Source organism: Pseudomonas sp. 18175, from assembly GCF_050432925.1.
Classification (GTDB): Bacteria; Pseudomonadota; Gammaproteobacteria; order Pseudomonadales; family Pseudomonadaceae; genus Aquipseudomonas.
In genome coordinates, this window is record NZ_JBKFTO010000002.1 from 395,144 (window position 1) to 408,360 (window position 13,217).

12 protein-coding genes are annotated in these 13,217 nt (G+C 59.9%); 7 read left to right on the top strand and 5 right to left on the bottom strand.

The genetic code is table 11. The annotated features are described in order from the left end of the window. Positions 1–133: 133 nt before the first annotated feature. The gene (gene pssA / locus ACLD1Y_RS04725; RefSeq protein WP_429475915.1) at positions 134–1,477 is read right to left on the bottom strand and encodes a CDP-diacylglycerol--serine O-phosphatidyltransferase; all 1,344 of its coding nucleotides are present in this window, start codon (positions 1,475–1,477) and stop codon (positions 134–136) included. A 120-nt stretch (positions 1,478–1,597) separates the two neighbouring features. Here pssA and ACLD1Y_RS04730 point away from each other — a divergent pair, with 120 nt between their 5' ends. Next, positions 1,598–2,077, top strand: a complete 480-nt coding sequence (locus tag ACLD1Y_RS04730) for a DUF1348 family protein (RefSeq protein ID WP_429475917.1) — start codon at positions 1,598–1,600, stop codon at positions 2,075–2,077. Positions 2,078–2,139: 62 nt separating this feature from the next. On the opposite strand, the gene ACLD1Y_RS04735 is transcribed toward ACLD1Y_RS04730, so the two are convergent. Continuing rightward, positions 2,140–3,297 carry a PQQ-dependent sugar dehydrogenase gene (locus ACLD1Y_RS04735; RefSeq protein WP_429475919.1) on the bottom strand — a complete coding sequence of 386 codons (1,158 nt, stop codon included), beginning with the start codon at positions 3,295–3,297 and terminating at the stop codon, positions 2,140–2,142. A gap of 11 nt (positions 3,298–3,308) precedes the next feature. Next, positions 3,309–3,623, bottom strand: coding sequence for a hypothetical protein (locus ACLD1Y_RS04740; RefSeq protein WP_429475920.1), 315 nt, complete (start codon positions 3,621–3,623; stop codon positions 3,309–3,311). A 183-nt stretch (positions 3,624–3,806) separates the two neighbouring features. On the opposite strand from ACLD1Y_RS04740, the gene ACLD1Y_RS04745 reads away from it, so the two are divergent. Both ACLD1Y_RS04745 and ligD read left to right on the top strand, forming a co-directional pair. Next, entirely contained in the window at positions 3,807–4,640 is an 834-nt protein-coding gene (locus ACLD1Y_RS04745) for a Ku protein (protein ID WP_429475922.1), read from the top strand. Between the two features lie 3 nt (positions 4,641–4,643). Continuing rightward, positions 4,644–7,100 (top strand): DNA ligase D, encoded by a 2,457-nt coding sequence (gene ligD, locus ACLD1Y_RS04750; protein ID WP_429475924.1) that lies wholly within the window; start codon positions 4,644–4,646, stop codon positions 7,098–7,100. A 16-nt stretch (positions 7,101–7,116) separates the two neighbouring features. On the opposite strand, the gene lpxO is transcribed toward ligD, so the two are convergent. Next, positions 7,117–8,016 carry a lipid A hydroxylase LpxO gene (gene lpxO, locus ACLD1Y_RS04755; RefSeq protein ID WP_429475926.1) on the bottom strand — a complete coding sequence of 300 codons (900 nt, stop codon included), beginning with the start codon at positions 8,014–8,016 and terminating at the stop codon, positions 7,117–7,119. Between the two features lie 287 nt (positions 8,017–8,303). On the opposite strand from lpxO, the gene ACLD1Y_RS04760 reads away from it, so the two are divergent. Beyond that, complete coding sequence (locus ACLD1Y_RS04760; RefSeq protein ID WP_429475928.1) at positions 8,304–8,690, top strand: TIGR03067 domain-containing protein; 387 nt, start codon at positions 8,304–8,306, stop codon at positions 8,688–8,690. Positions 8,691–8,829: 139 nt separating this feature from the next. Here the strand turns inward: ACLD1Y_RS04760 and ACLD1Y_RS04765 are convergent, their stop codons facing one another. Further along, entirely contained in the window at positions 8,830–9,642 is an 813-nt protein-coding gene (locus tag ACLD1Y_RS04765) for a class I SAM-dependent methyltransferase (protein WP_429475930.1), read from the bottom strand. A gap of 157 nt (positions 9,643–9,799) precedes the next feature. Between ACLD1Y_RS04765 and ACLD1Y_RS04770 the strand changes: the two genes are divergently transcribed. The 3 genes from ACLD1Y_RS04770 (at position 9,800) to ACLD1Y_RS04780 (ending at position 13,196) form a co-directional block, all read left to right on the top strand. After that, a complete protein-coding gene (locus tag ACLD1Y_RS04770; RefSeq protein ID WP_429475932.1) occupies positions 9,800–11,038 on the top strand; it encodes an MFS transporter in 1,239 nt (412 codons plus the stop codon). A gap of 47 nt (positions 11,039–11,085) precedes the next feature. Continuing rightward, positions 11,086–11,412 carry a DUF2388 domain-containing protein gene (locus tag ACLD1Y_RS04775; RefSeq protein ID WP_429475934.1) on the top strand — a complete coding sequence of 109 codons (327 nt, stop codon included), beginning with the start codon at positions 11,086–11,088 and terminating at the stop codon, positions 11,410–11,412. Positions 11,413–11,609: 197 nt separating this feature from the next. Further along, a complete protein-coding gene (locus ACLD1Y_RS04780) occupies positions 11,610–13,196 on the top strand; it encodes an ABC-F family ATPase (RefSeq protein WP_429475937.1) in 1,587 nt (528 codons plus the stop codon). The last annotated feature ends 21 nt before the right edge of the window (positions 13,197–13,217 follow it).

Below are 13,217 nucleotides of genomic sequence, written 5' to 3' on the forward strand. Positions count from 1 at the left end.
GGCTTATTCCATATGGAGAAGACCGCGCCTCCCTATGCGGTATGCGGCAGGGAGGCAATGTAGAAAGAGGACAAGCCGATGGGCTATAGGCGTTGTCTGATAAACGCCGCCTATTTGTCGACAGTCAAGAGGGTTAGAGAATTCGGTACAACAACCGCTCGATCCGTACGCGGCTGACCCGGCGCAGGAACTTACCCACCGCCGCTGGGTAATCCACCAGGGTTTGCAGTTGCGAGTAACCGTCAATGCGCGTGGTGTGCTGGTAGATCTGCGCCAACTCCGTACGCCTCGGCTCAAGCCATTGACCTTGGGGATCGTCGATCAACAGGGCATTTTCCAGGTCCAGCCGGAAAGCCCTCGGGTTGAGGTTGTTGCCCGTCAGCAAGGTATAACGCTGATCCACCCACATGCCCTTGAGGTGGTAGGAATTGTCACCATCGTGCCATAGGTGCAGATTCAACTGGCCACTGTTGATCATCGGCTGATGGCGCTTGGCGAAGCGACGCAAGCTGATTTCATACAAATAAGGCAGCGCCGCGATGACCTTGAACGGCTCGCTGGGCGGGATGTAGAAATCGTTCGCGGTCTTGTCGCCGACGATGATGTCGATCTTCACGCCACGCGCCAGCGCACGGTTGATTTCGCGCGTGACCGGCAGCGGCAGGTTGAAGTACGGCGTGCAGATGGTCAGTTGGTGTTGGGCACTGGCGATCAGGTCAAGGATCACTCGGCTCAGCGGGTTGTTCTTGCCCACGCCAAGCAGCGGGCTGACCGAAAGGTGACCATTGGGTAACTGCCCTGCTGTGGTGTCGTACGCCGCATGCTTGAGACGGCTGCGCAGGTCACCTATGTCGTTGCGCAGGCTGCGGGTGGTGGGCGGGTTGGGCAGGTCCAGGCGGTGCACGGCCTTGGACGCCACCAAGCCGTGTTCCACCAGATGCTGCATGGAGTCGGCAAGCGCTTTGTTATGGATCAGGTGGTAGCGGTCGAAACGGTACTTGTCGAACTTGTGCAAATACACATTGTTAAGGCTCGCACCGCTGTACAACACCGTATCGTCGATCACAAAGCCCTTGAGGTGCAGCACGCCAAACAGCTCGCGGGTTTGCACCGGCACGCCATACACCGGCACTTCACTGGCGTGGGACTGGGTCATTGCTTGATACCAGGCGCTATTGCCGGGCTGTTTACCGGCGCCGATCAACCCACGCTGGGCACGCAGCCAGTCGACCACCACCACGATCTCCAGCGCCGGCCGTGCTGCCTTGGCGGCGTGCAAGGCATCGTAGATCTCCTGCCCTGCTTCGTCCTGCTGCAAGTACAGCGCAACGATGTAGATACGCCGAGTGGCCTGGGGGATTTTCTCCAGCAGGCAACGGCGATACGCGTCGGCGCCGGACAGCACGTCGATCGCGTCGGGAGTGAGGGGGAAACCGCGCAGTTTGGGCAACAAGGAGCGTTTGAAGAACGACGGCATAAGGCTCGCAATGGGTCGAATCCGAAGAGGCCACGAGCTTACACCATGGGGGTGCTCAGGTCTCGTCGCCAAGGATAGACTGTTGGGCCTTTGCACTGCGTCGCCTTCAGGAGCCGTGATATGTCATCGACACAAGAGTCCCGCCCGCCGCTGCCGCCGTTCACCCGTGAGTCGGCGATCCAAAAAGTGCGTCTGGCCGAAGACGGCTGGAACTCCCGCGACCCGCAACGGGTGTCTCTGGCCTATACCCTGGATACGCAGTGGCGTAACCGAGCCGAGTTCGCCCACAACCGTGAAGAGGCCAAGGGCTTCCTCACGCGTAAATGGGCCAAGGAACTCGACTACCGGCTGATCAAAGAACTGTGGGCGTTTACCGATAACCGCATTGCCGTGCGTTATGCCTATGAATGGCACGACGATTCGGGCAACTGGTTCCGTTCCTATGGCAACGAAAACTGGGAGTTCGATGAGAACGGCCTGATGGCTAATCGCTTTGCTTGTATCAATGATTTGCCGATCAAGGAAAGCGAGCGCAAGTTTCATTGGCCGTTGGGGCGGCGTCCAGATGAGCATCCGGGCCTGTCTGACCTGGGGCTATAGCATTTACACGGGCAAAATGTGGGAGTGGGTAGGCCCGCTCCCACAAGGTCCCGCGCCAACTATTAGTCCTGGTTCAGCCCTACGCGGTACAGCACGCCATTGTCCTCATCCGTCAGCACATACAGATAGCCATCCGGCCCCTGCCGCACATCGCGAATCCGGGCCTTCAAGCCGCCCAACAAGCGTTCCTCATGGATCACCTTGTCACCCTCAAACTGCAGGCGTATCAACTCCTGGCTGGCCAACGCCCCGATAAAGACGTTGTGTTGCCAAAGCTTGAAACGGTCCGCATCGTAGAACGCCATACCGCTGATACCCGGTGATTTTTCCCAGACATGATGGGGTGCAACCGTGCCTTCTACCGTCTTGCCCTGGGCCTCGGGAATGGCCGCTCCGGAATAGTTTATACCGTGGGTCGCCATTGGCCAGCCATAGTTCTTGCCACGCTCGATGATATTGATCTCATCACCGCCTTTGGGCCCATGCTCGTTCTCCCAGATCGTGCCGCTCCAAGGGTTCAGCGCTAGGCCTTGGGGATTGCGCTGGCCATAGGACCAGATCTCGGGGCGAACCCCCGCCTGACCTACGAAGGGGTTGTCATCCGGCACACGGCCATCGGGGAAAATACGTACGACCTTGCCTTGCAGTTTGTCCAGATCCTGTGCGGTGGGCCGGTCGTTGTTCTCGCCGAGGGTGACGAAGAGGTAACCATCACGATCAAAGGCCAGGCGCGAGCCGAAGTGGTTACCGGTAGACAGCTTGGGCTCCTGGCGCAGGATCACTTTGAAATCGGTCAGGCTTTTCAAGTCTGCCGATAAACGCCCACGACCCACTGCCGTGCCGGCAGTCCCTCCCTCGCCACCACCTTCGGCGTAAGAGAGGTAGACCATGCGGTCTTGCTTGAAGTCGGGCGACAGCACCACGTCCAGCAAACCGCCCTGCCCCTTGGCCCACACCTCGGGCACGCCGGTCAACGGCGCGGAGAGCTTGCCGTCCGGGCTGACAAAGCGCAGGTGCCCGGGGCGTTCGGTCACCAGGAAACCTTGCCGGTCCGGAAGGAACGCCACAGCCCACGGATGATCCAGGCCCTTGGCAACCGGCGTGGCAGTGATGCTGCCTTGCTCACTGGGAAACTGTTGGCCATCAGCCGCGTAGACGCTTGCCAAAGGCACGATCACAGCCGCACAAACGGCGGCCAGCAGGGTTTTGCGTAGCAACATAAGACGAGTCCTTACCGGCGATTGCCGTTGGCATCATAACTAGGGGCTTTGGTTTCGGTGGCTGGGCGACTGGGGGCGGCATCGCGCTTGGGATAGCGATTGCCGATGCCGCCGTTTTCCACGGTCGGCGTACGCGGGGTCGGGCCGGTCTGGATACCGCGAACCGCCGGCGCAGTGGGCTGGGTGCCCTGCATGCTGTTGGGGTTGGCCCGGTGGATCGGGCTGTTGTTGGAATCCGTGCGGCCCGGCAGGCTTTGGGCCTGAGCCAGTGGTACCAGGGCCAAACCCATCACAAGCGCCGCAACGTGACGCACACAACTATTCATGACAAAGCCTCTCTTGAGCGAGTAGTACGTGCTTTCGATAACACGCTACGCCCTGGGTTCGGCTTTCGTAACTAAATAGTTTCTCATCAGGTGTAACACGATCTGTCCGCGCATCTGTCCGCCGAAACTTTTAAGGCGGCCTGCCGGTCAGCTTAATACTCAGTCCGCTCAAGGAAAACAGCTATGCCACGGGCAATCTGGAAAGGCGCGATCAGCTTTGGCTTGGTGCATATCCCGGTGTCACTGGTCTCGGCCACGTCCGCCCAAGGCGTGGATTTTGACTGGCTGGACAAACGCAGCATGGACCGGGTGGGCTACAAGCGCATCAACAAGGCCACCGGCAAGGAAGTGAGCAAAGACAATATCGTCAAGGGTGTAGCCTTTAAGAAGGGGCGCTACGTGCTCCTCAGCGAAGAGGAAATTCGCTCCGCTCACCCCAAGTCGACCCAGACCATCGAGATTATCGCCTTCGTCGCCAGCGACCAGATCCCATTGCAGAACATCGACACGCCCTACTTTCTGGCCCCGGATAAACGCGGTGGCAAGGTGTACGCCTTACTCCGGGAGACCCTCAAGAAAACCCGCAAGGTGGCCCTGGCCAATGTGGTGCTGCACACCAAACAGCATTTGGCGGCGCTAATGCCGCTGGAGTCGGCACTGGTACTGGTGATGCTGCGCTGGCCTGCCGAAGTGCGCAGCCTGGATGAATTGGAGCTGGGCACGGACGTGACCAAGCCCTCCCTGGCCAAGGGCGAATTGGACATGGCCAAGCGCCTGGTGGATGACATGAGCGCCGACTGGCAACCCGATGATTACCGCGACAGCTTCCAGGACAAGATCATGGCGCTGGTGGCCAAAAAGGCCAAGGCCGGCAAGATCGAGGATGTGGAGACGAGCAAAGGCAGTGAAGAGCGCAAGTCGGCCGACGTGATCGACCTGACGGAACTGCTCAAGCGCAGCCTGGCCGGCAAGCCCGCCAAGAAGCCCGCCGCGAAGCGTTCCAACAAGGCCTCTTAAGTCATGCCCAAGCCACTGAGTGAATACAACCGCAAGCGCGATTTCGATATCACCGCCGAGCCGTCGGGCACCGCGAGCGACGGCAAACGCAAGGCCTCGGCATTGACCTTCGTGATCCAGAAACACGCTGCGCGCCACCTGCACTATGACTTTCGCCTGGAACTCGATGGCGTCCTCAAAAGCTGGGCAGTTCCCAAAGGCCCGAGCCTGGACCCCAGCCAGAAGCGCCTGGCGGTGCACGTAGAAGATCATCCGCTTAGCTACGGCAGTTTCGAAGGCAGCATCCCGGCCGGGCAATACGGTGCAGGCGATGTGATCGTATGGGATCGCGGCGTCTGGCAACCTCAGGGCGACCCACATAAGGCCTACGCCGCTGGCAAACTCAAGTTCAGCCTGATCGGCGAAAAACTCGCCGGCGACTGGGCGCTGGTCCGTACCCGCTTAAAGGGCAGTGGCGACAAGGAGCAGTGGCTATTGATCAAAGAGCAGGACGAGCAGGCACGCCCTGGCGCCGATTACGATATCGTCCAGGCACTGCCCGATAGCGTGCTCAGCAACGCTTCGATGGCCGCCCCGCCACTGCGGAACACCGTGAGCGCTGCCCTTCCCGCGCGTTTGAGCCCGCAACTGGCCACATTGGTGGATCGACCACCCCAGGGCGACTGGCACTACGAAATCAAGCTGGACGGCTACCGCATGCTGGCGCGAATCGCCGATGGCGAGGTGCGCCTGTTCACACGCAATGGCCACGACTGGACCGACCGCCTCTCACGCCAGGCCAAAGCGCTGCAGGCGCTCAAACTCAAGGACAGTTGGCTGGACGGCGAAGTGGTCAGCCTCAACAGTGACGGCCTACCGGACTTTCAGGCGCTGCAGAACGCTTTCGATATCGGCCGTAGCCTGGACCTGGTCTATTACCTGTTCGATGCGCCGTTCCTGGACGGTCGCGACCTGCGTGAAGAACCGATAGAGGTGCGGCGCAGCGCTCTCGAAACCGCGCTGGCCGCCAGCAAGAGCAAGCTGCTGCGCTTTACCCAAGCCTTGACCGCCGACCCTCGCGACATTTTTGAAAGCGCCTGCGCCCTGAACCTGGAGGGGGTCATTGGCAAGCGTCAGGGCAGCCCTTATGTGTCGAGCCGAAGTGCCAACTGGATCAAGCTCAAATGCCATTTGCACCAAGAGTTTGTGATTGTCGGCTACACCCGCCCGCAAGGTTCGCGCAGCGGTTTTGGCGCGCTGTTGCTGGCGGTCAATGATGACACCGGGCTGGTGTATAGCGGGCGCGTCGGCACGGGGTTCGACCAAGCAACGCTCGATAGCCTTTATCGGCAACTGACTGCGCTGGAGCGTAAAACCTCGCCCCTGGCCAAGCCGCTCACCAGCGCCCAGGCCCGCGGGGTGCATTGGGTGAAACCGGCGCTGGTGGCCGAGGTGCGATTTGCCGAGTGGACACAAGAAGGTTTGGTACGCCAGGCGGCATTTATCGCTCTGCGCACCGACAAGCCCATCGCGCAAATCACCCACGAGCAACCCCGTCCAGCCAAATCCCTCAAGCCCGGCAAAGACATGCCTGGCGATGTTCATATCACCCACGGCGAGCGGATCATTGACCCACACAGTGGCACGCAAAAGCAGCAACTGGCGCAGTTCTACAGCGATATCAGCGCCTGGATCCTGCCGTTTCTACAGCGTCGCCCGCTGGCGCTGCTCAGAGCCCCGGAGGGCATAGAAGGCGAGCAGTTTTTCCAAAAACACGCAGAGCGCTTGGCGATTCCCTTTATCAAGCAACTGAACCCAGCCCTGGACCCAGGCCATGCCCGCCTGATGGAAATCGACAGTGCTGCCGCGCTGGTCGGCGCTGTACAAATGGGCAGCATTGAGCTGCATACCTGGGGCGCTACCTGGGACAAGCTCGAAACTCCGGATCAGTTCGTCCTCGACCTGGACCCCGACCCGGCGCTGCCATGGAAAACCATGGTCGAAGCCGCGCAACTGACCCTTGCAGTGCTGGATGAACTGGGGCTGCGGGCGTTCGTCAAGACCAGCGGCGGCAAGGGCGTGCACCTTGTGGTGCCACTGGCGCGCAGAGATGGCTGGGACACGGTCAAGGCCTTTGCCAAGGCGATTGCCCACTTCATGACCGGCCAACTGCCCGAGCGCTTTACTGCCACCTCGGGGCCAAAGAACCGCGTGGGCAAGATCTTTGTCGATTACCTACGCAACGCACGGGGCGCAAGTACCGTTGCGCCTTACTCGTTGCGTGCGCGTCCGGGCTTGCCAGTGTCGGTGCCTATCAGCCGGGATGAGTTAAAGACGTTACAGGGCGCCCAGCAGTGGACGGTTGCCAACCTGCACCAACGTTTGCAGAGCCTGAAGGCAGATCCCTGGGCCGGTTATGCCCATCGGCAAAAGATCAGCAAGGCAATGTGGGACAAGCTGGGCGCCTGCCCACCCCAATAAAGGCAGCCGTTTGGTGTTAGATCAACACGAAAACAAGTGCCAATGCCGCGAAAATTGCCCACTTTTCAAGGTAGTAACGCGTGCGGTTGCGTTTTTTCAGTTCCTTGCCCCGCAGCCGAATCTTGTACAGCCGAGTGAACGCGCGGTTAAGCCCGCCGGTCTTGTCGCCGGCATCGTTCGGCGAGCCCGCCGCTGCCATCACCGTGCGGCTGAACCAACGGTTGAACGCTGCAGCCCAGCGATACTTCATCGGCCGCTCTATATCGCAGAACAGGATGATGCGGTTGTGCTGCGTGGTGTTTTCGGCGTAGTGGATGTAGGTCTCATCGAACATCACCGGCTCGCCATCGCGCCAATAATAGGTTTCACCATCCACGTTGATGTAGCAGCCAGGATCGTTCGGCGTATCCAGGCCCAGGTGGTAGCGGTAGGAACCGGCATACGGATCGCGATGGCGTACCAGCTTGGAGCCCGGCGGCAGCTCGGCAAACATCGCCGCCTTGATCGAACCAATGCTCTGCACCAACGCCGTGGTACGAGGGCACAATTTCATTGCCGAGGGGTGGCTGTCGCCGTACCACTTCAAGTAGAAGCGCTTCCAGCCCGACTTGAAGAACGAGTTGAAGCCGACGTCGTTGTATTGCTCCGAACGCTTAATCTCACCCGCGCGCATCAGGTTCTGGCCCTCCTGGCGGATTTCTTCCCAGTGTTCCTGCAACGGGCTCAGGTCGGGAAAATCGCTGGGCGACAGGTAGGGGCGACTGGGTAGCTTGGAGAACAGATAGAGAAAGCAGTTGATCGGCGCCAGGAAGGTCGAATGATCACTGAGCTGGCGGCCCAGTTTGTGTCGCACCCGGCCGCGCAGGTGTACGTACGCAATAGAGGCAACGTAGAGAACAACAATGATGAGTTTCAAGGGATTTCGTCACACGTCTAAAGAGAACAGGCTGCTCCTGCGTGCCCACAACGGCCGAGGATGGAATAAGCAGCACCTGAAATCACAATTCACACAGTCGGCCTGAACGGCCGGGAAACCACCCGGCGTAAGGCCATTGGCAGTTATTTAGCCACAGTTTGTAACCAAAAGTTAACCAAGAATTGTGAAAAGGTGTCTTGCCGAATGTGCTTCTACAGAGCCGGTTCATAATGGCGTATTGTTCGCGACTACCAACGACTCCCGCCCGCGCACAAAGGAAAATGTGTATGTCATCCATGTCAGATCCGGACGTTCAAGCCTTGCAAGGCGCGTGGGAACAAATCGCTCTTGAAGATAGCGGCGTGCTCAACCCCGTCGATGCCCATAGCGCTCCCGGCGCGATCACCACGATTACCGGCGACCGTTTCGAAGTCAAAACCGTCAGTGGCGAAGTGTTGTTGGCCGGCCGGTTTACCCTGGACAGCACGACCCGCCCCAAAAGCATTACCTGGGTGGACGCCATCGGAGATGACGCCGGCAAGCAGCTGCCCGCCAGCTATCGATTGGAAGGGGATGAATTCGTGTTTATCGCCGCCGATGAAGGGATGCCCAGGCCAATCGTGTTCCATACCGGTCCAGGTCAAACCATGCGAACCTTTGTACGCCGCGCCTAATGCGGCTGCCCCTGTAAATTTACGACGGCTTTTTCACAAGGCCTTCACTTACCGGCCTATAGGGTGAAGGCTACCTACTCCAGTGAATCCCTTGGCCCGCCTATTTTCGCGGGCTTTTTTTTGCCCATTTATCCTGTGATCAAGAAGCCCGCTTGACCGCGGTCAACGTGAAACACAGTGGCAGTTGCGCCGGTTGGTGCTCGTACTGGTCGTAGAGTTCCTCGCGGTTGGAGTGGGAATACTCCTGCAAATGACTGATCTGCAACTCGGCGCCGATGGCTGCGCTGACCACATCACCCAACGTGTGCAGGAACCAATAGGACGTCGGCCCGGCCTGCTCGCCTAGGCCTTCGTAGACGATGGACTCCTGCAGTACAAAGGGCTCGCGCTGGAAATACGAACTGGCAGGCAGCAAGGGGTTGGCAGCCCTGGGGTCGAACACTTCCAGGAAAGGATGGGTTTCATACATCACCAAGCTGCCGCCCGGTTTCAAGGTGCTGGCCGCATGGCGCATGAACTGCGCCACATCCGGCATCCAACCGAGCACGCCGATGGTCACCAGGGCGATGTCGAAACGTGCGTGCAACCGAGGCGGCAAGTGATGGATATCACTGTCGATAAATTCGGGACTGTGGGGCGACCCATCAGCCAGTTCGCGGGCCTGTTGCAGGAAGGCCTGGGATTGATCCACCCCCACCACCGAGCGTGCCCCCAAGCCATACAGCGACAGGCTCTCGCGACCGTTGTTGCAGCACAGTTGCACCACATCCTTGCCCGCCACCCCGAGGTCTTGTAGCAACCCGGTGATCGTCGGGTCCAGGCAGGAGAACCGAGGGTTGCTCACCGACCGAAGCAACGCCGCCCAGGTCTCGGTGGTTTTATGTAGGCTGGCGGATTGGTCCCAGGCGTCCTTGTTGCTGGCAATCGCCTGTTGAGCTGAGGGCATGTCCATTGCGTCTCCAAAAAAGTCGTTACCGCGAGCCTTAAGAAAATAAGCCAAGTGTGTGCCGATTAAAACCCCGAGAAGCGGGCGAAACTTAACGCAACGCCGGTAGGTCACTAGCGCAATGAGCGCTCAGCCGTTGAACGCCCCTTGTGTAGCCCCCGTCATGGCCAAGCACGCCGATCTGCGCAATACCCTGTCCCTGGACAGCTTGAATTTCTTCCTGGCAGATGTGCGCGATGGCCTCGGCCCGTACCTGGCGATTTACCTGTTGGCCGTGCACAAATGGGACCCGGCCAGTATCGGCGTGGTGATGACTCTGGCCGGTATCGCCGCCCTGCTCACCCAGGGCCCGGCCGGCGCCCTGATCGACCGCACACGCAGCAAACGTGCGGTCATCGCGCTGGCTGCGCTGCTGGTGACGGGCAGTTGCTTGATGCTGCCCTTTGTCAGCGCCTTTACCTGGGTTGCCTTGACCCAGGCGGCCAGTGCCGTGGCGGCATCGGTGTTTGCCCCGGCGATCTCGGCAATTTCCCTGGGCATCACCGGCCCACGGGCGTTCACCCGCCGTACCGGACGCAACGAAACCTTCAACCACGCCGGCAATGCCGTGGCCGCGCTGTTGGCCGGCGGCCTGGCGTACCTGTACGGCCCCGTCATGGTGTTTTACCTGATGGCGTTCATGGCCCTGGCCAGCGTGGTGGCGATCAGTTGCGTGTCGGCGCAGGCCATCGACCATGAAGTGGCCCGTGGCTTCGACCCTGCCCACACCACCGACCACGAGCAACCCTCTGGCCTCAAGGTGCTGTTGGCCAACCGTCCGCTGCTACTGTTCGCCATCTGCTGTGCGCTATTCCACCTGGCCAATGCCGCGATGCTGCCGCTGGTGAGCCAGAAACTGTCGCAAATCAACCTGCAAATGGCCACGCCACTGACCTCGGCCTGCATCGTCGCGGCACAACTGGTGATGGTGCCGACGGCCTGGCTGGTGGGCATAAAAGCAGACCTGTGGGGGCGCAAGCCGTTGCTGATGGCCGGGTTTATGATCCTGCCGTTGCGCGGCGTGCTCTATACCTTGTCCGCCGATCCTTACTGGTTAGTGGCCGTGCAGATGCTCGACGGCATCGGCGCAGGCATCTTCGGTGCGCTGTTCCCGGTGATCGTCAAGGACCTGACCTACGGCACCGGGCGCTTCAATGTGAGCCTGGGCGCCCTGTCCACCGTATTTGGCCTGGGCGCAGCGCTGAGCAGCAGCCTGGCTGGTTTCGTGGTGCAGCAGGCTGGCTACAACGCCGCATTCCTGACCCTCGCCGGCGTGGCGGCGCTGGCGTTGGCGCTGTTATGGCTGGCCATGCCGGAGACACTGGCAAAAACATCCCGCCCCGCCCATGCAGTGATCGCTTGAAATAGGTGAGAATGCGCGCCAGTCCACACGCAAGGAAGCAATCCCCCATGAAGTCATGGAAAACACTGGCCGTCGCCCTGTTGGTATCTACAAGCAACTCGGCTATCGCGGCCGAAAACAACAACCCCGTCCAAGCCGCTTTGATGATTACCACAATCGCCCCCACGGTCATCCTTGGCGGCACCCTGGCGGCAACCTCCGCCATTCCAGAGTTGTTTAAATCCTCCAAAAGCGATGCACTCGCGTTCATTGGCTCCGATGGCGAGATCCGCGGCGCACAGTTCGAGCAAGCGGCGCGCCACTACCGCGCCACTTACCACCCGCCCCTGATGTCCGACCAGCAACTGGCCCAGGCGATTGTTACCTCTTTTTGACCGCCGCGGGGGCTGAGCAGGAACCTCATCGGTTTCGCCATACAACTGTCGTCTCACATATGCGACAATGCGCGCCAAATTCCAACACACATCCCCAATTTTTGCTCAGCGACCGGGTTTCGCGCCTTGATGTCGCTGTTGATGCATGCCTGAAGGCTCCTGCCGCCACGCTCGCAACCCATTGATAGGTAAAGTAATTGATCTCCACAGCTAACATCACCATGCAGTTCGGCGCCAAGCCGCTCTTCGAGAACGTCTCGGTCAAGTTCGGCGCTGGCAACCGTTATGGTTTGATCGGTGCCAACGGTTGCGGCAAGTCGACCTTCATGAAAATCCTCGGTGGCGACCTGGACCCGTCTGGCGGCCAGGTCATGCTGGAGCCGAATGTGCGCCTGGGTAAGCTGCGCCAGGACCAGTTCGCCTACGAAGAATTCACCGTGCTCGACACCGTGATCATGGGTCACGAGGAGCTGTGGAAGGTCAAGGCTGAGCGCGACCGTATCTACTCGCTGCCGGAAATGAGCGAAGCAGACGGCATGGCCGTGGCCGAGCTGGAAACCGAGTTCGCCGAGATGGACGGCTACACCGCCGAATCCCGTGCCGGTGAGTTGCTGCTGGGCCTGGGTATTCCGCTGGAGCAACACTTCGGCCCGATGAGCGAAGTGTCCCCAGGCTGGAAGCTGCGTGTATTGCTGGCCCAGGCGCTGTTCTCCGATCCTGAAGTGCTGTTGCTCGACGAACCGACCAACCACTTGGACATCAACACCATCCGCTGGCTGGAAAACATCCTGACCCAGCGTTCCAGCCTGATGATCATCATCTCTCACGACCGTCACTTCCTGAACAGCGTGTGCACCCACATGGCTGACCTGGACTACGGCGAGTTGCGTCTGTTCCCGGGCAACTACGACGAGTACATGACCGTGGCGACCCAGTCCCGCGAGCAGTTGCTGTCGGACAACGCCAAGAAGAAGGCGCAGATCTCCGAGCTGCAATCCTTCGTCAGCCGCTTCTCGGCCAACGCCTCCAAAGCCAAGCAGGCCACTTCCCGTGCCAAGGCGATCGACAAGATCCAGCTGGCCGAGGTCAAGCCTTCGAGCCGTGTGAGCCCGTTCATCCGTTTCGAGCAGAACAAAAAGCTGCACCGCCAGGCGGTCATCGTCGAGCGTATGGCCAAGGGCTTCGACGGCAAGCCTTTGTTCAAAGACTTCAGCTTCCAGGTTGAAGCCGGCGAGCGCGTGGCGATCATCGGCCCGAACGGTATCGGTAAAACCACCCTGCTGCGCACCCTGGTCAACGAACTGACCCCGGACGCCGGTAGCATCAAGTGGACCGACGCGGCAGAACTGGGCTACTACGCCCAGGACCACGCTCACGATTTCGAAGACGATGTGACCCTGTTCGACTGGATGGGCCAATGGACTCAAGGCGAGCAGATGATCCGTGGCACCCTGGGTCGGATGTTGTTCTCCAACGACGAGATCCAGAAGTCGGTGAAGGTGATTTCTGGCGGTGAGCAAGGCCGCATGCTGTTCGGCAAGCTGATCCTGCAAAAGCCGAACGTGCTGATCATGGACGAACCGACTAACCACTTGGACATGGAATCCATCGAAGCGCTGAACCTGGCGCTGGAGAATTACCCAGGCACGCTGATCTTTGTCAGCCATGACCGTGAATTCGTATCGTCCCTGGCTACCCGCATCATCGAGTTGAGCGCCACTGGCGTGATCGACTTCAGCGGCACTTATGACGATTACCTGCGCAGCCAAGGTGTGGTGTTTTAAGGGCAGCGATTAGTTTTTAGC